This window comes from Kitasatospora sp. CM 4170 (assembly GCF_032110285.1).
Taxonomy (GTDB): Bacteria; Actinomycetota; Actinomycetes; order Streptomycetales; family Streptomycetaceae; genus Kitasatospora; species Kitasatospora aburaviensis.
On record NZ_CP134877.1, the window covers coordinates 4215814 to 4241061 of the forward strand.

The window sequence follows — 25248 nt, forward strand, 5'->3', positions numbered from 1 at the left end:
CCTTGGCGGCGCCGGCCGCGCGGGCGGTCCGCTTCTCCCGAGCGGGCTGGTCGGCCGCGGGCGGGGTGGCGGGGGTGGCCGGGGTGGCGGCCGGGGCCTGCCGGGCCGCCTTGCGGGCGGTCTTGCGTGCGGCCCTCGCCCCGGGCTCGGGGCCGGCGTTCGGGGCGGCCTTCGCCCCGGTCCGCGGGGCGGTCTCCGCCGCGGCCTCGGCGGCCGTCTTCGCAGCGCTCTTGGCGGTCTTGGCCGACTTGGCGGTCTTCGCGGTCTTGGCTCTCTTGGCGGGCTTCGCGGTCTTGGCGCTCTTCGCGGTCTTCCCGGGCCCGGCACGCTCGGCCGGCTCGGCGGGCGTCCCGGCGGGCCGCTGCTCCGGGCCCGGTCCGGCGGCGCCGTCCGGGGCGGGCCCGCCCTTGCCCGCGGCCGCGGTCCTGGCCGCCCGGACGCCCTGGACCGCCTGCACGGCCTTGCCCAGCGCACGGGGGCGGCCGGCCGCCCCGCCGTCCCGGTCCTGACCGCCGGTGCGGCGTGCGCGGCGCGGGCCGTCCGGCCGCGGCTGCCCGTCCCCGGGTGCCCGGCCCTCCTGCGTCCCGTCCTCGTCCGCTGGTTGCGCCACGGGAGACAGCGTAAGCGGACCGCGCCCGGAACGGGGAGCGGCCCTCAGGTGGTGAGGGCCGGGCTGCGGCGGTCGGCGGGGCTGTCCATGGCGTCCAGGCGGCGCAGGATGATGCCCTCGCGCAGCGCCCAGGGGCAGATGTCCAGCTCCTCCAGGCCGAAGAGGTCCATCGCCGCGTCGGCGACCAGGGCGCCGGCCAGCAGCTGCTTGGCCCGGCCCTCGGAGACGCCCGGGATCTGCGCCCGTTCCGCGACGGTCATCCCGGAGAGCCGGGGCAGCCAGGCGGAGAGGCCGCTGCGGGTGAGCCGCCGGTCGGCGTACGGGCCGGCGTCCGCGGGGGCCGCGCCGGTCATCCGGGCCAGCTGCTTGAAGGTCTTGGAGGTGGCGACGGCGTGGTCCGGCGGGCCGAGCCGGGAGATCTCGCCGACGACGGTGGCCATCTCGGCGCGGATGTGGCGTCTGAGCCCGCGCAGGTGCTCCGGGTCGGCGACGTCGCCGGGCAGCCAGCCGCCGGTGAGCCGCCCGGCGCCGAGCGGCAGCGAGCAGGCGACGTCGGGCTGCTCGTCCAGCCCGCAGGCGATCTCCAGCGAGCCGCCGCCGATGTCGAGGTTGAGCAGCCGTCCGGAGGACCAGCCGAACCAGCGGCGGACGGCGAGGAAGGTGAGCCGGGCCTCGTCCTGCCCGGAGAGCACCCGGAGCTCGACGCCGGTCTCGGCGGCGACCCGGGCGAGCACCTCCTCGCCGTTGGCGGCCTCGCGGACCGCGGAGGTGGCGAACGGCAGTATGTCGACGACGCCCTTGTCCTCGGCGACCCGCAGCGAGGAGGAGACCATGTCGATCAGCTTCGCCACGCCCGGCTCGCTTATGCCGCCCTCCTCGTCGAGGAGTTCGGCCAGCCGCAGCTCGGCCTTGTGCGAGTAAGCGGGCAGCGGGGCGGCCCCGGGGTGGGCGTCCACCACCAGGAAGTGGACCGTGTTGGAACCTACGTCGAGCACACCGAGTCGCATAACCCTCCACGCTACGCGATCCGCCCCGGCGGGAAATCGACTACTCCGGTATTCGCGCTGGTCCGCGCCGGTCGGCCGGAGCGCCGGTCGGCCCGCGGCGCCGGGCCGCCGGGGGGGGAGCCTCAGTGCGCGCGGGCGCCGCGCGGGGCCACCGGACGCTCGGTGCGGCAGTTGGCGTCCGCCCAGCGGCGGGCCCGGCCGGGGGCGTCGGTGATCAGCCCGTCGGCGGAGCGCTCGGTCATCAGCTGCCAGGAGTCCTCGTCGTCCAGCGTCCAGACGTAGACCTCGCGGCCGGCCTTGCGCTCGGCGGCGATCCGGGAGGCGGTGGCCAGGGTGGCGTCCAGGGCGATGCCGTGCAGCGGCAGGTCGCCCGGGTCCTCGGCGAACGAGGCCCCCTGGATCAGCACCACCGGGAGGTCGGGGGCGGCCGCGTGGGCCTGCCGCAGGTGCTCCGCGGAGAAGGAGTAGAGGAAGACGTGGGCGCCGCTGCCGGCGGCGATCCGGGCGATCCGGGTGACGTCCTCGGCCCGCTGCCACTTGATCTCCATCAGCAGCGTCACGCTGCTGCCGGCGAGCCGCTCCAGCAGCTGGTCCAGGGTCGGCACCGGCTCGTCCGGCCCGGGGCCGACGGTCACCCGCAGGGCGGCCACCTCGGCGGCGGTGAGGTCGGCGACCGCGCCCTTGCCGTTGGTGGTGCGGTCCACCGTCGCGTCGTGCATCAGCACCGGGACGCCGTCCTTGGTGGTCTGGACGTCGGTCTCCAGCCAGTCGGCGCCCTGCCGCAGGGCCGTCTCGAAGGAGGCCATGGTGTTCTCGGGGGCGTCGAGCGGCGAGCCGCGGTGGCCGATCACCGCGGGTCCGGCGCAGACCGGCTGGGCGGCGGCCGGGCGGGCGTGCAGGCCGGGGGCGGCCGCACAGCCCGCGGCCAGCACCGCGAGGGCGGCGGCGAGCGCGGCCGTGCGGGTGGCGGCGCGGGGCGAGGCGGTCACGGCGCGGGGCTCCAGCTCTGGTTCGGACGGCCGCGGGTGCGGCGCTCGGGGAACGGTCGACGGGTCAGCGAAGTGTCGTCACTATGATCTGACAACCCGACAGTACGGTCGGTTCCCCTCAGCCTGCGCCCGTCGCTCGGCGTGCCCCGGCCGCGACGCACCGCAGATCACCCGGACGCGCCGGCGGACCGGCGCCCGCCGGGTGCCGGTGGCCCGGCCGACCGGGGCCGCGCTCACAGCAGGCCGTCCCAGAGCTGCTCGACGATGACGGCCCACCAGTTCTCCGGGTCGTCGAAGACGGTCGGGTCGATCGCCGCCAGCTCGCGCTGCAGCGCGTCCACCGCGGCGCCGGCCGCCCGCGGGTCGAGCCCGCGCAGACCGGGCAGGCGCTCGTCGAACAGGGCCAGGCAGCGGACGAAGGACGCCGCGCCGTCGTTGCAGTGCCGGGCGGTGGCGTAGTCGGGGTCGACCGCGCGGACGGCGCCGCAGGCGGTGTCCACGGTGATCAGCGCCCAGCCGTCGGTGCCGAGCAGCAGCTGCGGCGCCAGCGCCAGGCGCTCCCGCTCGGCCACCCGGGTGCCGCGCCCGGCCTCCGCCAGGTGGGCGGCCAGCGGCGGGAGCACGCTGCCGGCCCGGGTGCCGTCGGCTATCGCGTCCGGCCCGGGGTGGTGCAGTCCGAAGAAGCCCTCGACGGCCACCGGCACACCGATGTCCCGCAGCACCCGGGCGGTGGCCTCGGGCAGGTCGGCGCGGGCGAGGTCCGCCGGGTCGAAGCGCCGGACGCCGCCGGCGCCGAACCGCTCCACCAGCCGGTCGGCCAGCGCCCGGTCCGTCGGCTCCCCGGGCGTCGGCTCCCCACCCGAACGGACCTCACCCGATGGGGCCCCGTCCGGCCGGGCCGGGCCCGGCGCGGCTCCGCGCGGGAACGGCACCCGGTTGCGGGCCGGGCCGTCCGGATCCGCGGGCAGGGCGCGCACAGCCGCCGCCCGGTGGTCGAAGCGCGGCCCGTAGGGCAGGTCGAACCCGACCCGGACGCCCGGCAGTTCGGCGGCCAGCGCATGGGCCCAGTAGCCGCCGGGGAGCGCGGACAGCCGCAGGTCGGTGTGGACGGCGAGCACGTCCTCGGCCCGCACGCCCTGCTCGCGCAGCCACCACCAGCCGCGCAGCGCCGGGTGCGGCAGACCGGGCGCCGAGCGCAGCGCGAGCGAGCGCGGCTCGCCGAGGGCGTCGCGGTAGGTCAGCTCGGCCCGGGTGCCCCGGCCGGTGGCCGGCGGCAGGCCGGGGTCGTGGGCGCCCGCGCCCAGGAAGTCCCGGTAGAGGGTGACCACCTCGTCCACCGGCACCGAGGGCCAGACGGTGAAGCGGCCGGTCGCACGGTCCACCACCGCGCAGGCCGCGCCCACCTCCTCGGGGGCGCGCCGCTCGCCGGTCAGCGGGTCCACCCGCACCGGCGAGGGCTCCGCCCAGAGCACCCAGCCGAGGTCGAACTCGTGGGAGTGCACCCGCCTCGCCCCGGTCGAGCCGTCGGCCGAGGCGCTGGGCAGCTCGCCGTTGATCCAGCGGTGCGCGGCCTCGATCGCCTGCGCGCGGGTGGTCACGAGGTGGTGCTCCTTGCATCGGCGCGAGGGGGGAGGAAGCGGGCGGGCGGCGGGCCGGCGGGCGGCGGGCGGTGCCCGGGGGCCCCGCGGGCCGGCAGACAGGATGCCACGCGGGCGCCGGCCCGTCCGCGCCGGGCCGGGGCCGCCGGACGCGGCGTCACCGGGCGGCGGGCGGGGGGCGTGAGCCGTTCCCGCCCGGCCGTCCGGGCGGCGGTCGGACGGATCGTCACGGAGCGGTGCTCGCGACGGGCTCGGGGGCCGCGGCCGGGGCCGGGGCCGGGAGGGCCCCGGACCGGCGCCCGGTCAGGTCGAGCGGACGGCCGTCGGGGTCCAGGGCGATCGCCCAGAGCCCGCCGACGGCGTCGTGCAGCGGCGCGCCGCCCCGGCGGCCGACCTGGTGGTCCAGGTAGGTGACGGCGTCCTTGTGGTTCACCGCGTTCCAGGCGTGCGGACGGCCGAAACCGTCCAGGGTGAGCAGCACCGCCTGGGAGCCGTGGCCGGCCCGCTTCAGCTCGTCGGCCAGCCGGCCGAAGGCCGGCCCGCCGTCGCCGAGGTCGCGGAACGGCGCGCCGAGTTCGCGCTCGGCGCGGTCGCGGCCGCCGCGCTCGCCGGCGTCGCCCTCGGTGGGGATGCGCGGGGCGGCGCAGGTCGGCCGGCCGGTGAAGGTCTCGACCGCGGAGAGCGCGATCTCCAGGCTGTTGTTGGGCCGCCCCGGCTCGCGGTGACCGCCGTCGTTGACCACCTCGGCCCAGCCGCCGGCCGCCGGGTCGGGGTGGCGCAGGGCCAGGCCCTCGCCGTCCCGGGGCGCCCGGCGCTCGATCTCGCGCTGGTGCTCGGGGTCGACCGGGCCGAGCCCTCCGGGCAGGCCGTACGGGCGGCTGTCGGCGATGGTCCGCAGCCGGGCGACCGGCTCGTCCGCGGTGGTGCCGCGGCGGGCGCGCAGCGCGAGCTGCAGGGCCATCGCGTGGGCGGTGGCGACCGGGACGGCCGCCCAGGCGAGGCCGGTCTCGCCCTCGGCCGGGGAGCCGTCGGGGCGGCGCCGGTGGTCGCCGGGGTGGAGCTCCGGGCGGGCGGCGCCGGGGCCGGGGCCGGCCACCGGCGGGGCCGCCGGGGGCGGTACGACCAGCGGGCCGGGGGCGGGGACGGGGTGCGGGGCTCCGGTGGTCGCACGGGGGCCGCCGGTGCCGGCGCCCGGCCGCGGCTCGGTCTGCGCGTGCTGGCCGGGGGCCGCCGCACCGGGCGCGCCGGGCGTGCCGGCGGCGCCGGGGGCCGGGGCCGACCCGGTGACCGGGCCGCCCGGGACGGCGACCAGGCCCGCCGGGCCCGCAGCGCCGGCCGCGGCGCCGGGGCCGATGCCGTTGCCGAACGGGGCCGGTCCGTGTCCGGCGGCCGCGGGTCCGGCGCCGTAGCCGGGGTGCCCGCCGACCAGCGGGCCGGGGCCGACCGGGCCGGTGGCCACCGGCCCGGAGCCGCCGCCCGGCACGCTGAAGGTGCCGCCGTAGGAAGGAGCGCTGTACGAGGAGCCGCCGGGGGCCGGGCCGCCGGGGCCGCCGCCGCCCGTCGGCGCCTCCGGCCCGGACGGCGACCAGGCCGGTGCCGCCGGGGGCGCGGGCGGCGCGAGGACGGAGTCGGTCCGGACCGTGACCGGGCCGCCACCACCACCACCGCCACCGCCGTGCGGAGCCGGGCCGGCGGGCGCCAGGTGGTAGTCACCGTCGGCCGGGCCGGACCAGCCGGCCGCCACCGAGCCGTTGCCGCCCGAGCCGGAGCCGGAACCGCCGTCCCCGCCGTGGTGCGCCGGGCCGGCGGGGCGGGAGGGCGCCTCCGGGTGGGCGGGCGGCGACCAGTCGCCGCCGCCGTTCACCGGCCCGGTCCGCACCGGGCCCCGACCGCCGTCGTCGGCCTGCTCCGGCCCGCCACCGGGGCCGCCGGGGCGGCCGTGCCCGTCACCGTCCGGCGCCGGCATGATCACCACGTCGTCCGGGCCGGCCCCGCGCACCACCGAGCCGGGTGCGACCGGGGCCCCGGGCGTGCCCGGCAGCACGGCGCCGGGGCCGTCGGCGAGCGGGCCGCCGGGCCTGCCGTCCAGCGGGTGCCCGCCGCGGCCGCCGCCCGCCGGGTCGGCCAGCGGGAGGCCCGCGACCTCCTTGCCGTCCTTGCCCAGCACCACCGGGCGGCCGTCCTTGCCGAGCAGCGGCTGCCCCTGCTCGTCCAGCTTGACCGTGAGGTCCTCCACGCCGACCACCGGCCGGCCGTCCGCGCCCTTGACCACGAGCAGCCCGTCGGCGTCCGTCACCGGGGTGCCGTCGGGCCGGAGGATGACCGGGTCGCCGTGCTCGTCCAGCACCGGGCGGCCGGCCTCGTCGAGCTTGACCGCGAGCCCGGGCACGCCGACCACGGGCCGGCCGTCCTCGCCGACCAGCGGCCTGCCGTCCTTGCCGAGCACCACCGCCAGGCCCGCGCCGCCGCCCGCCCCCAGGACGCCGGGCTCGCCGAGCACGGCGGGCAGCCCGGCGGCCACCGGGTCGAAGGCCCCGCCGGGGCCGGTGAACGACGCCGGGCGCACCCCGCCGGGACCGCCGCCGGGACCGAGGCGCAGCACCGCGACCACCGCGGGCTCCTTGAGCGCGCCGCTCAGACCGTCCTTCATGGCGCGGCCGAGCTCGTCCAGCAGCCCGCCGATCTTCAGCCGGGCGCCCTCGACCGCCAGCGCCGCCGCGGCCTCGGCGACCGTCTCGGAGGCGGTCTGCCGCAGCCCCTCGGCGACGGCGTTGGCGCCCCGGCGCAGCCCGCCGAAGATCCCGCCCCCGGCGTCCCCGCCCCCGGTGGCGGCGGCGACCTGGGCGGCGGCGGCCTTGGCCCGGGCGGCCTGCTCCTCGGCCTGCTTCAGCTCGGCCGCCAGCTCGTTGAGGGCGGCCACGATGTCGGCCTTGCAGGAGTCGACGGCCCGGGCGGCCTGGTCGAAGGCGCCGGCGACCAGGCCGGCGGCGGAGTGGGCGTCGTCCAGGTGGCCCTTGCCGCTGCCGCTGAACGCCCGCCAGTAGGCCTCGAAGGCGTCCACCGCGCGACCGGAGTTCTCCGCGGTGATGCGCTTGGCGGAGTCCCCGCCCCGCTTGCCGAGGCGTTCCGCCTCCGTCCCGAACTCGCGCCAGAGCCCGGCCGCCTTGCGCAGGCCGTCCTCGTCGGCCTGCGGCCACCGGTGACCGGTCCGGGCCAGGACCGGGGCCAGTTCCTCGGGCAGCTTCCGGGACACGCGCTTCCCCCTTCGACGTGCGGACCCCCGGCGCGGGCCTCCGGGGTGCGGAAGCCGGGCGGGCGGACGTCCGTGATGCGGACTTCGCCGTGCGGCTCCTCAGCGGGCCGCCGGCGTGGAAAGGCCGGACGGTTCCGGCGTCAGGCCGACACGTCCTTGTGGGGGACGGTCCGGGCGGGCACCGGGGTTGCGCCCGGGCGCGCCGCTCCGCCGAATCCGGCCGCGGCCGAGGTCTCGGCGTCGGCGGTCCGCTCGGCCATGGTGTGCAGCCCGGTTCCGACCCGGCCGAGCCCGCCGGCCAGCCCGCGCAGGCCGCCGATCAGCCCGCCCTGTGCCTCCCGGTAGGCGGCGGCGAACCCGCTGCCCGGCCGGTCCTGCCCCCACGGCGTGCCGAGCGCGGCGAGGCCCTGTTCCAGGGCACCGGCCGCCTTGCCGAAGTCCGCCGAGATCTTCTCGAACTCCCGCCCCTCACCGTGCAGTTCCCATGGCTTGAGGACGAACGAGCCGCCTCCGTCGCCCCCGCTGCTGCTGCCGCCGGCCATCCCCGTACCTCCCCGTAGCGGACCGGCCGCCATCCTAGGGCGAGCCGCGGGGCGGCCCGCAGCGCGCGGGCGACCTCTTCACCCCGCCTTCACTCCGTCACCGTCCGTGCGGCCCGGCCACCACCCGGTGAAATCGCCGTAAATGCCCACGCCACGGGCGGTTCACACCTCCGCCGAGGCTCTACCCTTGCCGGGTGGCAGCAGCAGACACGTCCAAGAAGAAGTCCAAGGCCGGTTCCACCGCGGTCGACCTCGCGATGCCCACCCTGCGTACCGAGGTCCCGCTCGACTTCCCGCGCGCCTGGGTCGAGTTCGCCGACCCCGACGACGAGGAGCAGGTCTTCCGCTGCGACCTCACCTGGCTGACCTCCCGGTGGTCCTGCATCTTCGGCCAGGGCTGCCACGGCATCCGCGAGGGCCGGGGCGAGTCGGACGGCTGCTGCACGCTCGGCGCGCACTACTCGGACGAGGAGGACGAGCAGCGGGTGACCGGCCACGCCGCCCGGCTCACCCCCGAGCTCTGGGAGAACTTCGCGCACGGCACCGACGCCGACGGCCGGATCAGGACCGACGGCGGCATCACCATGCTCGACGAGGACGGCGACCGGCAGACCCGCCGGGTGGGCGGCGCCTGCATCTTCGTGAACAGCCCCGGCTTCGCCGGCGGCGCCGGCTGCGCGCTGCACGCGCTGGCGCTCAAGGACGGCCGGGAGCCGCTGGAGACCAAGCCGGACGTCTGCTGGCAGCTGCCGATCCGCCGCACCTACGACTGGATCGACCGCCCGGACGACACCCGCTACCTGCAGGTCACCATCGGCGAGTACGACCGCCGCGGCTGGGGCCCGGGCGGCCACGACCTGCACTGGTGGTGCACCGGCAGCCCGGAGGCGCACCAGGGCGCCGACCCGGTCTACGTCAGCTACCGCCCCGAGCTCACCGAGCTGATGGGCGCGGCGGCGTACGAGGTGCTGGTGGGGCTCTGCGAGCAGCGGATCGCCGCCAAGGGCGACCGCCGGCTCGCGCCGCACCCGGCGGACCCGGCGAAGAAGGCCGGCCGGAAGGCGCAGTAGCCGTCCCGGGGGCCCGGGGCCGGCGCCACGCGTCGGCCCCTCAGCGGCGAACCGGGGCGTCCCCCGGCGCCGCGGGTCGACCCCCGGCGCCGTCGGCTACTTGTCGATGTCCCCGACGACGAAGAACATCGAGCCCAGGATCGCCACCATGTCGGCGACCAGGGTGCCGGGCAGCAGCTCGGCCAGCGCCTGGATGTTGTTGAAGGACGCCGAGCGGAGCTTGAGCCGCCACGGCGTCTTGTCCCCGCGCGACACCAGGTAGTAGCCGTTCACCCCGAGCGGGTTCTCGGTCCAGGCGTAGGTGCTGCCCTCGGGGGCCTTGAGCACCTTGGGCAGCCGCAGGTTGACCGGCCCGGGCGCGAGCCCGGCCAGCTTGTCCAGGCAGGCGTCGGCCAGGTCCAGCGAGTTGACCGTCTGCTCCAGCAGGCACTCGAACCGGGCCAGGCAGTCGCCCTCCTCGCGGGTGACGACGGTGAGCACCTGCCGCAGCTCCTCGGAGCCGTACGCGAGGTAGGGCTCGTCGCGGCGCAGGTCGAAGTCGAGCCCGCTGGCGCGCGCGATCGGGCCGCTGACGCCGTACGCCTCGGCGTGCTCCCGGGTGAGCACGCCCACGCCGGCGGTGCGGGCGCGGAAGATCTCGTTGCCGAGGACGAGCTCCTCGAAGACCGGCAGCTGGGAGCGGACGACGGCGACCGCCGCGCGGACCCGGCCGAGCCAGCCGGCCGGCAGGTCCTCCTTGAGACCGCCGACCCGGTTGAACATGTAGTGCATCCGGCCGCCGGAGGCCTCCTCCAGCACGTGCTGGAGGTCCTCGCGGCCGGAGAAGGCGTGGAAGATCGGGGTGATCCCGCCCAGCTCCAGCGGGTAGGAGCCGAGGAACATCAGGTGGTTGAGCACCCGGTTCAGCTCGGCGAGCAGGGTGCGGATCCAGACCGCCCGCTCCGGCACCTCCATACCGAGCATCCGCTCGACGCCCAGCACCACGCCGAGCTCGTTGGAGAAGGCCGAGAGCCAGTCGTGCCGGTTCGCCAGCATGATGATCTGCCGGTAGTCGCGGGCCTCGAACAGCTTCTCCGCGCCGCGGTGCATGTAGCCGATCACCGGCTCCGCGGTCACGATGCGCTCGCCGTCCAGCACCAGCCGCAGGCGCAGCACGCCGTGGGTGGCGGGGTGCTGCGGGCCGATGTTGAGCACCATGTCGGTGCTGCCCGCCGTACCGGTGAAGTTCTCGGCTCCCGCCCCGATGCCGACCGTGGTCTCCCTCATGACCCCAGAGTCTGCCATCCCGGCAGGGGCTCCAGGCTCGCCGGTACCGGCATGCGGACGGTCTGCGCGAGCCAGCCGAAGGCGCCCAGACCTGCCGGATCGGTCAGCTCGGCCCCCTCGCCGGCGCCGCCGAGCGCCCGCAGGTAGGCCGCCGGGTCGGTGGAGGCCAGCGCCAGCGACGGGCGGGCGCCGCTCACCCCGAGCGCGCGCAGAGCGTCCCGCTGCGTCGTCCACAGGCTGTGGAGGACGGGGACGGCGATCGAGTCCAGCGCCACGTGCGCGGTGACGTCGCAGGAGCCGTCCGGCACCGGGGCCACCTCACGGCCGGAGCGGAATCCGGCCCGGGTGGCGAGCAGCGGGCGGCGGGCGGCGATGTGCCCGTAGTCGACGGCGACGGCAAGCCCGCGCTCCAGCCCGGCCACCGCGTGCGCCCAGGCGGCGTCCCGGGGGCCGCCGAACTCCACGGCGTCGCCGGGTCGGTCGGCCGGCCACCAGCGGGCGGCCCAGGCCGCGTCCGCGGCGGTGACCGGGTCGCCGAGGCGCTCCGCACCGGTCGCGGTGTCCACCTCGACGTAGCGCAGCACCCCGTCGTCGTCGACCTCGCCGGTGTCCAGCGGCACGTTGTCCAGCCACTCGTTGGCGAACAGCAGCCCGGTGACGCCGCGCGGCACCGCGTCCGTCCACAGGACTTCGGACGGCAGCCCGTCCGGCCGGGCGGCCAGCTCCACCGCGTAGGGGCGCAGCCGGTCCCGCACGTCCGCCGGCAGCCCGGCCAGGACGCCGGCCGTCAGCTCGCCGCGGCCGGCCCCGACGTCCACGAAGGCCAGCTCCTCCGGACGACCGAGGGCCGCATCGACCTCGCGCAGGAGCCGGGCCACCGCGCGGGCGAACAGCGGGGAGGCGTGCACCGAGGTCCGGAAGTGCCCGGCCGGCCCCTCCGGCCTGCGGTAGAAGCCGCCGTCCGGGTCGTACAGGGCCTGTTCCATGGCGGGCCGCCACCGCATCCAATCCACGGAGCGGGACGCTACCGGCCCCGGGGGCGGCCCTCCCAACCGACGACGGGTGATCTCCGACCTAGGGAGTAGGACGGATCGCCCTCCCGGCGGACCTGGACACGCTGCGCGACTGCCTAGGCTTGAGACGTGCATCGACTCAACGCCTGGCTCCGCCGTCACCCCATGGTGGTCGACTCCGCCTGGGCGTCGCTGGTGCTCTTCTTCAGCGTCCTCCCGGACAGCACCTCCGCGGAGGGCTGGCGGCTCGGCGTCCACTACGTCATCGCCCTGGTCATCCCGCTGCTGATGGTGTTCCGCCGCAAGCTGCCGGACCTCACCGTCTACCTGGCCGGCGGGGTCGGGCTGCTGCAGGTCGCGCTCGGCGTCCCGGTCGCCGCGTCCAGCATCGGCTACCTGGTCTTCGCCTACACCGGCGCCGCCTTCGGCACGGCCTGGACCTCGCGGCTCTGCCTGGCCGGAAGCCTGCTGGCGGGGCCGCTGACCCTGGTGCGCTTCCCGTCCGGCTACACCGACGACGAGGGCATCTGGCACGGGCAGCACCGCAGCACGGCGGAGTTCCTGCTGATCTCCGCCCTGATGTCGACCCCGTTCATCCTCTGCTGGGCGTGGGGCCGGCTCACCCGGGTGCGCCGCGCCTACCTGGTCGAGCTGGAGGACCGCGCCGCCCGGCTGGAGCGCGAGCGCGACGCCCAGGCCAAGGTGGCGGTCGCCGCCGAGCGCGCGCGGATCGCCCGCGAACTGCACGACGTGGTCGCGCACAACGTCTCGGTCATGATCGTCCAGGCCGACGGCGCCGCCTACGTGCTGGAGAACTCCCCGCAGCAGGCCAAGGAGGCGCTGGGCACCATCGCCTCCACCGGCCGCCAGGCGCTGGTCGAGATGCGCCGCCTGCTCGGCGTGCTGCGCACCTCCGACACCAACGCCGAGGAGTACGTGCCGCAGCCGGGCGTCGAGGAGCTGCCCGAGCTGCTGGACCAGGTCCGCACGGCCGGCCTCCCGGTGGACTTCGCCACCTCCGGCACCCCGCGCGAGCTGCCCCGCGGCGTCGAGCTGACCGTGTACCGGATCGTCCAGGAGGCGCTGACCAACGTCCGCAAGCACGGCGGCCCGGACGTGCACGCCCGGGTCGCGGTCGACTTCGGCGAGCGCGAGCTGGCCGTCCTGATCGAGGACGACGGCCGCGGCACCACCGACGAGCAGCTGGCCGGCGGCGGCACCGACGGCCTGGGCCACGGCCTGATCGGCATGCGCGAGCGGGTCGGCATGGTCAGCGGCAGCCTGGACATCGGGCCCCGCCCCGGCGGCGGCTTCCGGATCCGCGCCGTCCTGCCGCTCAAGGCGGCCCACTGAACCGCGCCCGAACCGCGCCGCTCCCCACGAACCAGGAGACCCCCTTGACCATCCGCGTGATGCTCGTCGACGACCAGGAGCTGCTGCGCACCGGCTTCCGGATGATCCTGCAGTCGCAGGGCGACATCGAGATCGCCGCCGAGGCCGGCGACGGCGCGCAGGCCCTGGAGAAGCTGCAGCACACGGCCGTGGACGTGATCCTGATGGACGTCCGGATGCCCCGGCTGGACGGCGTGCAGGCCACCCGCCGGATCTGCCTCGCCGAGGACGGCAGCCCGCTGCCGAACGCCCCGCACGTGCTCATCCTCACCACCTTCGACCTGGACGAGTACGCCTTCGCCGCGCTCAAGGCCGGCGCCAGCGGCTTCCTGCTCAAGGACGTGCCGCCGACCGAGCTGGTGGCCGCGATCCGCGCAGTGCACGGCGGGGACGCGGTGGTCGCGCCGACCACCACCCGGCGCATGATCGACCGCTTCGCCGAGGTGCTGCCCACCCCGCACCACCTGCCCGGCCCGGACCCGCTGGGCCCGCTCACCGAGCGCGAGCGCGAGGTCTTCCTGCTGGTCGCCCAGGGCCTGTCGAACGGCGAGATCGCCGCCCGGCTGGTGCTCTCCGAGGCCACCGTGAAGACCCACGTCGGCCGGATCCTGGCCAAGCTCGGCCTGCGCGACCGGGTCCAGGCCGTCGTCCTGGCCTACGAGGCGGGGCTGATCCGGGCCGGCGCCTCGGACTGAAGCCGGCCGCGACGGGGGCGCCCGGGAGCCCGCCGGCCCGGCCGTAGAATGGGCCGGTGCGTCCGGTACCCGAAGAGGACCGGAACGGAGAGTGAGGACCAGGGCCGAGCCGTGACCGAGCGAAGCGACAGCGCAGACTTCACCCCGCTCGCCGACGGCTTCGGCGACCCGACCGACCCCGGCAACCGCCCCGCCCGGCTCGCCGTGGGCGTGGTCGGCACCGGCCGGGTCGGCCCTGCCCTGGGTGCCGCGCTGCAGCTCGCCGGGCACCGGGTGGTCGCCGCCTCCGGGGTCTCCGCGACCTCGCGCCGGCGCGCCGAGGCGCTGCTGCCCGGCGTACGGATCGTCACCCCGCCGCAGGTCCTGGCCGCCGCCGACCTGATCCTGCTGACCGTCCCGGACGACGCGCTGGCCGACCTGGTGGCCGGCCTGGCCGCGACCGGTGCCGTCCGCCCCGGGCAGCTGGTCGTGCACACCTCCGGCGCGCACGGCGTCGCCGTCCTGGAGCCCGCCACCCGGGCCGGGGCGCTGCCGCTGGCCCTGCACCCCGCGATGACCTTCACCGGCACCTCCGTCGACCTGGCCCGGCTGGCCGGCTGCCCGTTCGGGGTGACCGCGCCGGAGGAGCTGCGCCCGGTCGCCGAGGCGCTCGTGGTGGAGATGGGCGGCGAGCCCGAGTGGGTCCCGGAGGACGTCCGGCCGCTCTACCACACGGCCCTCGCCCACGGCGCGAACCACCTGGTCACCCTGGTCGCGCAGGCGCTGGAGCTGCTGCGCACCGCCGGGGTCGCCGAGCCCGGCCGGCTGCTCGGCCCGCTGCTCGGCGCCGCCCTGGACAACAGCCTGCGCTCCGGCGACGCGGCCCTCACCGGCCCGGTCGCCCGGGGCGACGCGGGAACCGTGCGGCGCCACCTGGCGCAGCTCAGTACGGTGTCCCCCGACATCCCGGCCGCCTACCGGGCGATGGCCCGCGCCACCGCCCAGCGGGCGCTCGCGCACGGGACGATCGACGAAGCGTCGGCGGCGGCACTGCTGGACGTACTGAACGAGGAGAACCACTGATGGCACGCGGCAAGCAGCCGGCAAAGGCCCAGCGCGCCCCGAAGGTCCACCGGGCCGTGGTCACGCACACCGTCGACGACTTCGAGGCCGCGTTCTGGCCGGACGAGCAGCCGGTGGACAACGCGGTCGTGATGACCATGGGCGCGCTCCACGAGGGCCACGCCGCACTGATCCGGGCCGCCCGCCGGCAGGTCGGCCGCGACGGCCGGGTCGCCGTCACCGTCTTCGTCAACCCGCTGCAGTTCGGCGCCGGCGAGGACCTGGAGCGCTACCCGCGCAGCCTGGACGAGGACGTGAAGCTGGCCGAGGAGAACGGCGCCGACGTGGTCTTCGCGCCGTCCGTCGACGAGGTCTACCCGAACGGACAGCCGCAGGTCCGCCTGGCCGCCGGCCCGATGGGCGAGCGGTTCGAGGGCACCACCCGGCCGGGCCACTTCGACGGCGTGCTGACCGTGGTCGCCAAGCTGCTGCACATCACCGACCCGGACTTCGCCCTCTTCGGCGAGAAGGACGCCCAGCAGCTGGCGATCATCCGCCGGATGGTGGCCGACCTGGACTTCGACGTCGAGGTGGTCGGCGTGCCGACCGTCCGCGAGGAGGACGGCCTGGCGCTGTCCTCGCGCAACCGCTACCTCTCCGCCGAGGACCGCGCGCACGCGCTCGCCCTGTCCGAGGCGCTGTTCGCCGGCCGCGACGTGGCCGCGCAGGGCCCCAAGGCCGTGCGCGAGGCCGCCGCGGCGGTCCTGGACGGCGCCGAGGGCGTCACCCTCGACTACCTCGCCCTGATCGATCCGCACGACTTCACCGAGGCGCCGGACGACTTCCAGGGCGAGGCGGTGCTGGCCGTCGCCGCGAAGGTGGGCACCACCCGCCTGATCGACAACGTCCGCATCATCGTCCGCTAGCCGGGCGACCGACAGGCACCGGGTCGTCCGCCGACCGGCGGCCGACAGGTGCCCGTCCACAGCTCACGTACGGTAGCTCCCCTTCCAGGCATGCACTCACAGGAGGCGTGACCCCATGCTCCGCACCATGCTCAAGTCCAAGATCCACCGGGCCACCGTGACCCAGGCCGACCTGCACTACGTCGGCTCCGTCACGGTGGACGAGGACCTGCTCGACGCCGCCGACCTGCTCCCCGGCGAGCTGGTCCACATCGTCGACATCAACAACGGCGCCCGGCTGGAGACCTACACCATCGCCGGCCCGCGCGGCTCCGGCGTGATCGGCATCAACGGCGCCGCCGCCCGCCTGGTCCACCCCGGCGACCTCGTCATACTCATCGCCTACGGGCAGATGGACACCGCCGAGGCCAAGGGCTACGAGCCGAAGGTCGTCTTCGTGGACGAGCACAACCGGATCACCGGCACGGGCGGCGACCCGGCCGAGGCCGGGGAGGGCACTGGACTGCTCCGCGGCGACCGAGCGTACGGTGGCCACGACGCGGCCCCGACCGCCGCGCGCTGAAGGAGCCACTGACCGACATGCCCGTCACCCACCGCCTCACCGCCCCCGGCCCCGGCTGGACGACCGCCACCGACGTCGTCGTGGTCGGCTCCGGGGTGGCCGGCCTCACCGTCGCCCTCAACGCCCGCCGGGCCGGCCTGCGGGTCATGGTGGTCACCAAGGCGATGCTGGACGACGGGTCGACCCGCTGGGCCCAGGGCGGCATCGCCGCCGCCCTGGGCGAGGGCGACACCCCCGAACAGCACCTGGACGACACCCTGGTGGCCGGCGCCGGCCTCTGCGACGAGGACGCCGTGCGCACCCTCGTCACCGAGGGCCCGGACGCCGTCCGCCGGCTGATCGCCACCGGCGCCGCGTTCGACCGCGACGCCGGCGGCGAGATCCTGCTCACCCGCGAGGGCGGCCACCACCGCCGCCGGATAGCGCACGCCGGCGGCGACGCCACCGGCGCCGAGATCTCCCGCGCCCTGGTCTCGGCGGTCCGCTCGGACCCGGGCATCGAGCTGATCGAGCACGCCCTGGTGCTCGACCTGCTCACCGACGCCGACGGGAACGCGGCCGGCCTCACCCTGCACGTGATGGGCGAGGGCCAGCGCGACGGCGTCGGCGCCCTCCGCGCCCGCGCGGTGGTGCTCGCCACCGGCGGCATGGGCCAGGTCTTCTCCGCCACCACCAACCCGGCGGTGTCCACCGGCGACGGCGTGGCGCTCGCGCTGCGGGCCGGCGCCGAGGTCACCGACCTGGAGTTCGTCCAGTTCCACCCGACCGTGCTCTGGCTCGGCCCGGACGCCGAGGGCCAGCAGCCGCTGGTCTCCGAGGCGGTCCGCGGCGAGGGCGCGCACCTGGTCGACGCGAGCGGCACCCGCTTCATGCTCGGGCAGCACGAGCTGGCCGAGCTCGCCCCGCGCGACATCGTCGCCAAGGCCATCACCCGGCAGATGCAGCTCCAGGGCGCCGAGCACATGTACCTGGACGGGCGGCACTTCGGCGCCGAGATGTGGGAGCACCGGTTCCCGACCATCCTCGCCTCCTGCCGCGCACACGGCATCGACCCGGTCACCGAGCCGATCCCGGTCGCCCCGGCGGCGCACTACGCCTCCGGCGGCATCCGCACCGACCTGTCCGGCCGCACCACCGTCCCCGGCCTGTACGCCTGCGGCGAGGTCGCCTGCACCGGCGTCCACGGCGCCAACCGGCTGGCGTCCAACTCGCTGCTGGAGGGTCTGGTCTTCGCCGAGCGGATCGCCGACGACCTGGCCGCCCGGCACCGGGCGGGCGACCTGCCCGAGCGGGCCGTCGACGTCGCCGCGGCGCGCGCCGCCCACCCGGTACCGCTGCCCGCCCCCGAGGCGCGGGCCGAGATCCAGCGGCTGATGTCGCGCGGCGCCGGCGTCCTGCGCTCGGCCGCCTCGATGGCCGACACCGCCGCCGGGCTCGCGCTGCTCGCCGAGACGGCCTACGCGCACGCGGCGGAGGAGAAGCCGGCCGACCCCCGGGTGGAGACCTGGGAGGCCGCCAACCTGTTGCTGGTCGCCGCCGCCCTGGTCGCCGCCGCCGCCCAGCGCGACGAGACCCGCGGCTGCCACTGGCGCGAGGACTCCCCCGAGCGGGACGACGCCCGCTGGCAGCGCCACCTGATCACCACCCTCACCGCCTCCGGCGATCTTGTCAGCACCCCTGAGGAGCAGTAGAACCATGACCCACTCCCACGAGGAACTCCCGATGGCCGGCTGCGGCGACGGCTGCGCCTGCGGCGACGGCGAGGGCTACGAGACCGGCCTGGACCCGCAGCTCGCCGAGCTCCTGGAGGAGGCCGGGCTGGACCCGGTCGAGGTCGAGGACGTCGCCACCCTGGCGCTGGCCGAGGACCTCGCCGGCGGCGAGGACGTCACCTCGGTCGCCACCGTGCCGGCCGACGCCGTCGCCACCGCCGACTTCACCGCCCGCGAGGCCGGCGTGGTGGCCGGCCTGCGGATCGCCGAGGCCGTCGTCTCGCTGGTCTGCGAGGAGGAGTTCGAGGTCGAGCGCCACGTCCAGGACGGCGACCGGGTCGAGGCCGGCCAGGTGCTGCTCTCGGTCCGCGGCCGCACCCGCGACCTGCTCACCGCCGAGCGCAGCGCGCTCAACCTGCTCTGCCACCTCTCGGGCATCGCCACCGCCACCCGGGCCTGGGCCGACGCGCTGGCCGGCACCGGCGCGGTGGTCCGCGACACCCGCAAGACCACCCCGGGCCTGCGGGCGCTGCAGAAGTACGCGGTCCGCTGCGGCGGCGGCGCCAACCACCGGATGGCGCTCTCCGACGCGGCCCTGGTCAAGGACAACCACGTGATCGCGGCCGGCGGCGTCGCCGAGGCGTTCCGGGCCGTCCGGGCGGCCTACCCCGACCTGCCGGTCGAGGTCGAGGTGGACACCCTGGAGCAGATCCCGCCGGTGCTGGAGGCCGGGGCGGACCTCATCCTGCTGGACAACTTCACCGTCCCCCGGCTGAAGGAGGCCGTGGACCTGGTGGCCGGCCGGGCCAGGCTGGAGGCGTCCGGCGGCCTGACCCTGGCCACCGCGCGCGAGGTCGCCCAGACTGGTGTGGACTACCTGGCCGTGGGCGCGCTCACGCACTCCTCGCCGATCCTGGACATCGGCCTTGACCTGCGCGCCTGATCACTACTGATCACCCCTCACGCAGAAAGCACCCCATGCTTCTCACCATCGACGTCGGCAACACCCAGACCACGCTCGGCCTGTTCGACGGCGAGGACGTGGTCGAGCACTGGCGGATCTCCACCGATCCGCGCCGCACGGCCGACGAGCTGGCGGTGCTCCTGCAGGGGCTGATGGGCTCGCACACCGCGGTCAACGAGGCCGCGGTGGAGGGCCTGGCGATCTGCTCGTCCGTCCCCTCGGTGCTCCACGAGTTCCGCGAGGTGACCCGCCGCTACTACGGCGACGTCCCCGCGGTGATCGTGGAGCCCGGGGTGAAGACGGGGGTGCACGTCCTGATGGACAACCCCAAGGAGGTCGGCGCGGACCGGATCGTCAACGCGCTGGCCGCCAACCACCTCTACGGCGGCCCGTGCATCGTGGTCGACTTCGGCACCGCGACCACCTTCGACGCGATCAACGCGCGCGGCGACTACGTCGGCGGGGCGATCTCCCCCGGCATCGAGATCTCGGTGGAGGCGCTCGGCGCCCGCGGCGCCCAGCTGCGCAAGATCGAGCTGGCCCGGCCGCGCAACGTGATCGGCAAGAACACCGTCGAGGGCATGCAGTCCGGCATCCTCTACGGCTTCGCCGGGCAGGTCGACGGCCTGGTCGACCGGATGGCCCGCGAGCTCGCCAAGGACCCGGACGACGTCCAGGTCATCGCCACCGGCGGCCTGGCCCCGCTGGTGCTCGGCGAGGCCGGCAGCATCGACGTCCACGAACCCTGGCTCACCCTGATCGGCCTGCGCCTGGTCTACGAGCGCAACCGCCCGAGCTGACGCGCCCCGGCACACCGCCCCCGGGCCACCCTCCGGCGACCGGCCGCCCCACCCTTCCCAAGACCTGACGCGCGGTCAATGATGGTTGCGGCCAAGCACGGTGGGCCGCCGCCCGGCGGCCGGCGGTCCGGATCGAGGGTGGGGCGTGGCGGAGTTCGAGGGGGCGGACGGCACGGCCGGGAACGGCCCGGCCGACGGGCGGGAGCCGCCGGACGACGGTGCCGGGCGGCCGCTGCTGCGGCGGCGCCGGCGACTGCTGGCGGCGGTCGTGACGGCCGCGACGGTCCTCTCCGGCGGCGGGCTGGCCGCCTCGCTGGTGATCAGGTCGCCCGCCCGGGCGGCCTCGGAGAGCCTGCCCCCGCCACCGGACGTGCTGACCGCGCCGGTGGAGCGGCGGGTGCTGACCGACTCGGTGGTGCTGCGCGGGCAGGTCGGCGCCGGCCAGTCGGTGGACGTGGCACCGGCCGGCACCGCCGGGGTGGGCAGCGCGAGGCCGGTGGTGACCAAGCTCCCGGCGAAGGCGGGCGACCAGGTGCAGGCCGGGCAGTCCGTCCTGGAGGTGGCCGGACGCCCCGTGTTCGCGCTCCGGGGCGAGCTGCCGGTCTACCGCGACCTCAAGCCCGGGGCCACCGGACAGGACGTCAGGCAGCTCCAACAGGCCCTGGCCGAGCTCGGGTTCGCCTCGGACGGCGACCCCGCGGGCCGCTACGGGCCGGCGACCAAGGCCGCGGTGGCGGCGTTCTACGCGGCCCGCGGGTACGACCCGCTGCCGGCCTCGCCGGACGGCGACGCCCGGCTGGCGGCGGCCCAGGACGCGGTGACCGGCGGCGAGCGGGCGCTGGAGGACGCCAAGGACGCGCTGCGGGCCGCCCGGAAGCGCCACGACGACGCCCTCGCCGCCCAACGGGCCCAGCAATCCGCCCGGGCCCCGGAACCGGCCTCCGCGCCGGCCGTACCGCCGGCCGTACCGGCTGCGCCTTCCGACCCGGTCGCGCCGATCGCGCCCGCTGCTCCGGCCGTGCCGGCCGTCCCGGCGGGCGAGAGCGCGGTGGACGCCGCCCGCACCGCCGTCGAGACCGCGCAGAAGCAGGTGACCCGCGCCGGCGAGGACCTCGCCAGGCTCCGGACCCGGGCCGCCGACGTCACGGCCACCGTCGGCCCGATGGTGCCGGCCGGCGAGCTGCTCTTCCTCGCCGACTTCCCGGCCCGGGTCGACGCGGTCACCGGCCGGATCGGCGCCGAGGCCGCGGGCAGGGTGCTGACCGTCTCGGCCGGGGCGCTGACGGTCCGCGGCAGCCTGGCCGTCTCCGACAAGGGCCTGGTCCACCCCGGCCAGCAGGTGGAGATCTTCTCCGAGCTGACCGGGACCAAGGCCGCCGCCAGGGTCGCGACCGTCGCGGACACCCCCGGCGACGACCCACCGGCCGGCGGCGCCCGGAGCGGCGGGGCGGGGCCGGGCGGCGCGGGCGCGGGCGGCGGGAGCGAACCCGGCGCCGGAGCCCCGGGCCGGCCCGCCGGTGGCCCGGCCGGCTACCGGCTGGTGGTCCAGCCGGACGCCCCGCTCGACCCGGGGCTGGCCGGCCAGGACGTCCGGCTCACCGTCCAGGCCGCCTCCTCGGCCGGCCCCGTCCTGGTCGTCCCGCTCTCGGCGGTCTCCGCCACGGCCGACGGCAGGACCGTGGTGACGGTCTACGAGAACGGGCAGCGCCGCCGGGTCGAGGTGGCCCCGGGCACGGTCGGCGGCGGCAGCGCGGAGGTCCGGCCGCTGGTCGAGGACGCGGTCCGGCCCGGCGACCGGGTGATCGTCGGCGTCCGGGACGCCGGCCCCCGGGCGGGCACCCGGTGAGCGCCCGCACCGCCCCGCCCGTGGGCACCCGCACCGCCCCGCACGCGGGCACCCGAAGCGTCGAACCCGCGGGCAACCGCGCCGCCCCGCCCGTGGGCACCCCAGGCGCCCGCCCGGCCGCCGGCGCCCGGCAGGGGGTGGTCCCGGCATGAGGCCGCGCCGCCGCGCCCGGCCGGTCGAGCCGTCCCGGCTGCCGCTGCGGGACCTGCTCGCCGAGGCCCTGGCCGGAATCCTCCAGCGGCCCGCCCGCTCGGCGCTGACCGGCCTCGGCACCGTCCTCGGGGTGGGCGCCTTCGTGGCCGTCCTCGGCCTGACCGCCACCGCGTCGTCCCGGATCGACTCCCGCTTCAGCGTGCTGAGCGCGACCGAGGTGAGCGTCGAGGACACCGGCGGCGCGCGGCCCGAGCTGGCCGGGCTCTCCTTCCCGGCCGACGCCGACGCCCGGATCCAGCGGCTGAACGGGGTGGAGGCGGCCGGCGTCTACTGGCCGGTGCCGCAGGCCTCCGACGCCGTCCGGGCCGCGCCGGTGGGCCGGACGGCCGGCGGCGAGCAGGCCGCCGTGGTCGCCGCCTCGGCCGGCGTCCTCGCCGCCGCCGAGCCGCACCTGGTGCAGGGCCGCACCTTCGACTCCTGGCACGACACCACCGGGCGGCAGGTCGCGGTGGTCGGCTCCGCGCTGGCCGCCCGGCTCGGGATCACCACGCTGGACACCCAGCCCGCGATCTTCCTGGACGGCAGGCCGTTCACCGTGATCGGGATCGTCGACGGCGTGCGGCGCAAGGCCGACCTGCTGCTCTCCGTCACCGTCCCGCGCGGGGCCGCCGAGCGACTCTGGGGCGGGCCCGACCGGGAGCGGGCCAAGATGCTCGTCGCGACCCGGATCGGCGCCGCCCGGCAGGTCGCCGACGAGGCCCCGCTCGCGCTGGACCCGGCCCACCCGGAGAACTTCACCCCGGTCCCGCCCCCGGACCCGCGCACCCTGCGCGCCGGCGTCGGCTCCGACCTCGACCGGCTCTTCCTGCTGCTCGCCGGGGTCTGCCTGGTCATCGGCGCGGTCGGGATCGCCAACACCACCCTGGTCGCCGTACTGGAGCGGACGGCCGAGATCGGGCTGCGCCGGGCCCTGGGCGCCCGCGGCCGCCACGTCACCGGCCAGTTCCTCGCCGAGTCGGCCTCGCTCGGGCTGGTCGGCGGGCTGGTCGGCGCCTCACTCGGGGTGCTCACCGTGCTGGGGGTGGCCCTGGCCCGCGGCTGGACCCCGGTCCTCGACCCGCTGACGGTCGCCGCCGCGCCGGCCGTCGGCCTCGCGACCGGCCTGCTCGCCGGCGCCTACCCGGCCTGGCGCGCGGCCCGGATCCAACCGGCCGAAGCGCTCCGCCACTGACCCCGGCGGCCCCCGTAACGCCGGACGCTTCGTCCACGGGCCAATCACCGGGCCAAACGTGGGGCATCGGCGCGACGTTACCGACAAATCGGATATTCCTCACGTAGTGTCAGCGCATGCCTACGCCACACGGATCGCGCGGCGGCATGGCCTTCAGCGCCGACGAAGTCCGCGTGCTGCGCCGCGCCCTCGCCCAAGCCCTCCACCCCGCCGCCCCCGTCCACCTCCAGGGCTCCGACCGGCTGCCGTTCAACGGCACCGGTGCCGAGCTGTGGGCCGAGGACGTCCAGGACGCCCTGCGCCTGACCGAGGCGATCAACGAGGCCGTCCAGGAGGGCGGCCGACTCCGCGCCTTCCTGCTCGCCGACCTCGCCCGCTACCGGGCGGCGCTGCCCGGCAGCGCCGGCGGCTACCTGGAACGGCTGGAGGAGGCCGTGACCGACGGCTACCTCCCCGGGCCCGAGGACCTCACCGCGCTGCGCGGGCTCACCCGCCAGCCGTGCGGCCAGCACGAGCGGTCCCGCCGCTCGCGGCTGGCCGGGCGCTGCCACGCGCTGGCCGAGGCGGCCGTCCGCGAGCGGCTCGCCCTCACCACCGGCCAGCGCCACCTCGTCGCCGTACCGAGCCCCGCCGCACCCCCGAGCAGTCTCCCCATCCCTGTTGGAGGACGGATCCCGATGAGCAGCACCGAGCCCACCGCCGCCGCGAAGCAGACCGCTCCCACGACGACGCCCCGGCCGCACCGGATGCCCACCCCGGCCGAGCTGTTCGGCCGCCGGCCCAAGCCCCCGGCCCGGCCCGCGCCGCCCACCGCCGGCGAGGAACTGGAACTGGCCACCGGTACCGGCTGACCGCGCCCGCCCGCGCCCGGAGGGGGAGACCGCACCGCGGCCTCCCCCTCCGGCGTTCCCCGGCCCGTCGCCGCGCGCGGCCCGGCCACCGCGCCCCTGACCGGCCCGGGCGCGCGGCACGGATATCCCGTGGCGGAGCACCACCGCGGGCTGGCTACCCTGGTGGGGTGAGCGATCAGAGCCCCCTCCCCGCGACCGACGACCTTCCCGAGCAGATGCGCGTCCGGCGCGAGAAGCTGGACCGGCTGCGGGCGGCCGGTGTCGACCCGTACCCGGTCGGATTCCCCCGGACCAGCACCATCGCGGACCTCCGTGCCAAGCACCCGGACCTGGCGCCGGACACCGCGACCGGCGATCGGGTCGGCATCACCGGCCGGGTGATCCTCTCCCGCACCGGCGGCAAGCTCTGCTTCGCCACCCTGCGCGACGGCACCGCCGACCTCCAGGTGATGCTCTCCCTGGACAAGCTGGGCGAGGAGCGGCTGGCCGCCTGGAAGTCCGACATCGACCTCGGCGACCAGGTCGGCGTCGAGGGCGAGGTGATCACCTCCCGCCGCGGCGAGCTGTCGGTGATGGTGGACGGCTGGGCGCTCACCGCCAAGTGCCTGCGCCCGCTGCCGGACAAGCACAAGGGCCTGACCGACCCGGAGGCCCGGGTCCGCCAGCGGTACGTCGACCTGATCGTCAACCCCGAGGCCCGCGAGATCCTGCACCTGCGCTCCAAGGTGGTCCGCTCGATCCGCCGCACCTACGAGGAGCGCGGCTACATCGAGGTCGAGACCCCGATGCTGCAGCCGGTGCACGGCGGCGCCAACGCCCGCCCGTTCAAGACGCACATCAACGCGTACGACATCGACCTCTTCATGCGGATCGCCCCCGAGCTCTACCTCAAGCGGCTCGTGGTCGGCGGCGCGGAGAAGGTCTTCGAGATCAACCGCAACTTCCGCAACGAGGGCGCGGACTCCACCCACAACCCGGAGTTCACCTCGCTGGAGTCGTACGAGGCCTACGGCGACTACGACACCCAGGCCGAGCTGATCCGGGCCACCATCGTCAACGCCGCCCGGGACGCGCTGGGCACCACGGTGATCAAGGGCCTGGACCCGCACGGCGTGGAGCACGAGATCGACCTGGCCGAGCCCTGGGCCGAGGTCAGCGTCTACCCGGGCATCTCCGCGCACCTGGGCACCGAGGTCACCCCGGAGACCGGCGTCGAGGAGCTGCGCAAGCTGGCCGCCGAGCACGGCATCCCCTTCGAGAAGGAGTGGGGCCACGGCCAGATCGTGCTGGAGATGGTCGAGCGCCTGCTGGAGGAGAACGCCGTCCGGCCGACCTTCATCAAGGACTACCCGACCGAGGTCTCCCCGCTGACCCGCCAGCACCGCTCGCTCCCGGGCGTGGCCGAGAAGTGGGACCTGGTGATCTTCGGCACCGAGATCGGCACCGCCTACTCCGAGCTGATCGACCCGGTCGAGCAGCGCGCCCGCCTGACCGCGCAGTCCCTGCTGGCGGCCGGCGGCGACGTCGAGGCGATGCAGCTCGACGAGGACTTCCTGCGGGCCCTGGAGTACGCGATGCCGCCCACCGGCGGCCTCGGCCTCGGGGTGGACCGCCTGATCATGCTGCTGACCGGCAAGAACATCCGGGAGACCGTGCTCTTCCCGCTGGTGAAGCCGGAGCCCAAGGCGTCCGCCGCCACGGCGGAGAAGACAGAGGAGGAGTGACCT

General features: G+C 76.7%; 19 protein-coding genes and 1 pseudogene. 13 read left to right on the plus strand and 7 right to left on the minus strand.

The features are described 5' to 3' along the window. Positions 1-654: 654 nt before the first annotated feature. From RMN57_RS17800 to RMN57_RS17820, 5 genes are all read right to left on the minus strand, one after another. The gene (locus RMN57_RS17800) at positions 655-1617 is read right to left on the minus strand and encodes a Ppx/GppA phosphatase family protein (protein WP_313764341.1); all 963 of its coding nucleotides are present in this window, start codon (positions 1615-1617) and stop codon (positions 655-657) included. Between the two features lie 122 nt (positions 1618-1739). Then, positions 1740-2606, minus strand: coding sequence for a glycerophosphodiester phosphodiesterase (locus RMN57_RS17805; RefSeq protein WP_313764342.1), 867 nt, complete (start codon positions 2604-2606; stop codon positions 1740-1742). Between the two features lie 233 nt (positions 2607-2839). Continuing rightward, the gene (locus tag RMN57_RS17810; RefSeq protein WP_313764343.1) at positions 2840-4204 is read right to left on the minus strand and encodes an SUKH-4 family immunity protein; all 1365 of its coding nucleotides are present in this window, start codon (positions 4202-4204) and stop codon (positions 2840-2842) included. A gap of 226 nt (positions 4205-4430) precedes the next feature. Further along, positions 4431-7457 (minus strand): toxin glutamine deamidase domain-containing protein, encoded by a 3027-nt coding sequence (locus tag RMN57_RS17815; RefSeq protein ID WP_313764344.1) that lies wholly within the window; start codon positions 7455-7457, stop codon positions 4431-4433. A gap of 140 nt (positions 7458-7597) precedes the next feature. After that, positions 7598-7999, minus strand: a complete 402-nt coding sequence (locus RMN57_RS17820) for a hypothetical protein (RefSeq protein ID WP_313764345.1) — start codon at positions 7997-7999, stop codon at positions 7598-7600. A 257-nt stretch (positions 8000-8256) separates the two neighbouring features. Here RMN57_RS17820 and RMN57_RS17825 point away from each other — a divergent pair, with 257 nt between their 5' ends. Continuing rightward, the gene (locus RMN57_RS17825) at positions 8257-9069 is read left to right on the plus strand and encodes a hypothetical protein (protein ID WP_313767871.1); all 813 of its coding nucleotides are present in this window, start codon (positions 8257-8259) and stop codon (positions 9067-9069) included. 96 nt (positions 9070-9165) lie between these two features. On the opposite strand, the gene RMN57_RS17830 is transcribed toward RMN57_RS17825, so the two are convergent. Both RMN57_RS17830 and RMN57_RS17835 read right to left on the minus strand, forming a co-directional pair. Then, positions 9166-10335, minus strand: a complete 1170-nt coding sequence (locus RMN57_RS17830; RefSeq protein WP_313764346.1) for an NADH-quinone oxidoreductase subunit D — start codon at positions 10333-10335, stop codon at positions 9166-9168. Continuing rightward, on the minus strand, positions 10332-11321 hold the full coding sequence (locus tag RMN57_RS17835) for an SAM-dependent methyltransferase (RefSeq protein ID WP_313764347.1): 990 nt from the start codon (positions 11319-11321) through the stop codon (positions 10332-10334). The genes RMN57_RS17830 and RMN57_RS17835 overlap by 4 nt, the downstream gene beginning before the upstream one ends. Positions 11322-11513: 192 nt before the next feature. Here RMN57_RS17835 and RMN57_RS17840 point away from each other — a divergent pair, with 192 nt between their 5' ends. From RMN57_RS17840 to lysX, 12 genes and pseudogenes are all read left to right on the plus strand, one after another. Beyond that, a complete protein-coding gene (locus tag RMN57_RS17840; RefSeq protein ID WP_380235020.1) occupies positions 11514-12701 on the plus strand; it encodes a sensor histidine kinase in 1188 nt (395 codons plus the stop codon). Positions 12702-12745: 44 nt separating this feature from the next. Continuing rightward, positions 12746-13435, plus strand: coding sequence for a response regulator transcription factor (locus RMN57_RS17845; RefSeq protein WP_313764349.1), 690 nt, complete (start codon positions 12746-12748; stop codon positions 13433-13435). Positions 13436-13639: 204 nt separating this feature from the next. After that, positions 13640-14497 carry a Rossmann-like and DUF2520 domain-containing protein gene (locus RMN57_RS17850; protein ID WP_380235022.1) on the plus strand — a complete coding sequence of 286 codons (858 nt, stop codon included), beginning with the start codon at positions 13640-13642 and terminating at the stop codon, positions 14495-14497. After that, positions 14497-15402 (plus strand): pantoate--beta-alanine ligase, encoded by a 906-nt coding sequence (gene panC, locus RMN57_RS17855; protein WP_313764351.1) that lies wholly within the window; start codon positions 14497-14499, stop codon positions 15400-15402. Before RMN57_RS17850 ends, panC begins: the two co-directional genes overlap by 1 nt. Positions 15403-15517: 115 nt before the next feature. After that, complete coding sequence (gene panD / locus RMN57_RS17860) at positions 15518-15964, plus strand: aspartate 1-decarboxylase (protein WP_313764352.1); 447 nt, start codon at positions 15518-15520, stop codon at positions 15962-15964. A 17-nt stretch (positions 15965-15981) separates the two neighbouring features. Further along, positions 15982-17655, plus strand: a complete 1674-nt coding sequence (locus RMN57_RS17865; RefSeq protein WP_313764353.1) for an L-aspartate oxidase — start codon at positions 15982-15984, stop codon at positions 17653-17655. Positions 17656-17659: 4 nt separating this feature from the next. Next, complete coding sequence (nadC, locus tag RMN57_RS17870; protein ID WP_313764354.1) at positions 17660-18619, plus strand: carboxylating nicotinate-nucleotide diphosphorylase; 960 nt, start codon at positions 17660-17662, stop codon at positions 18617-18619. A 35-nt stretch (positions 18620-18654) separates the two neighbouring features. Then, complete coding sequence (locus tag RMN57_RS17875; protein WP_238863656.1) at positions 18655-19440, plus strand: type III pantothenate kinase; 786 nt, start codon at positions 18655-18657, stop codon at positions 19438-19440. A gap of 145 nt (positions 19441-19585) precedes the next feature. Then, positions 19586-21286, plus strand: a complete 1701-nt coding sequence (locus RMN57_RS17880; RefSeq protein ID WP_313764355.1) for a peptidoglycan-binding domain-containing protein — start codon at positions 19586-19588, stop codon at positions 21284-21286. 148 nt (positions 21287-21434) lie between these two features. Further along, a complete protein-coding gene (locus tag RMN57_RS17885) occupies positions 21435-22670 on the plus strand; it encodes an ABC transporter permease (protein WP_313764356.1) in 1236 nt (411 codons plus the stop codon). A 116-nt stretch (positions 22671-22786) separates the two neighbouring features. After that, on the plus strand, positions 22787-23521 hold the full coding sequence (locus RMN57_RS17890) for a hypothetical protein (protein ID WP_313764357.1): 735 nt from the start codon (positions 22787-22789) through the stop codon (positions 23519-23521). 182 nt (positions 23522-23703) lie between these two features. Next, positions 23704-25245, plus strand: a pseudogene (gene lysX / locus RMN57_RS17895) (bifunctional lysylphosphatidylglycerol synthetase/lysine--tRNA ligase LysX); the annotation flags it as partial. Between the last annotated feature and the right edge of the window lie 3 nt (positions 25246-25248).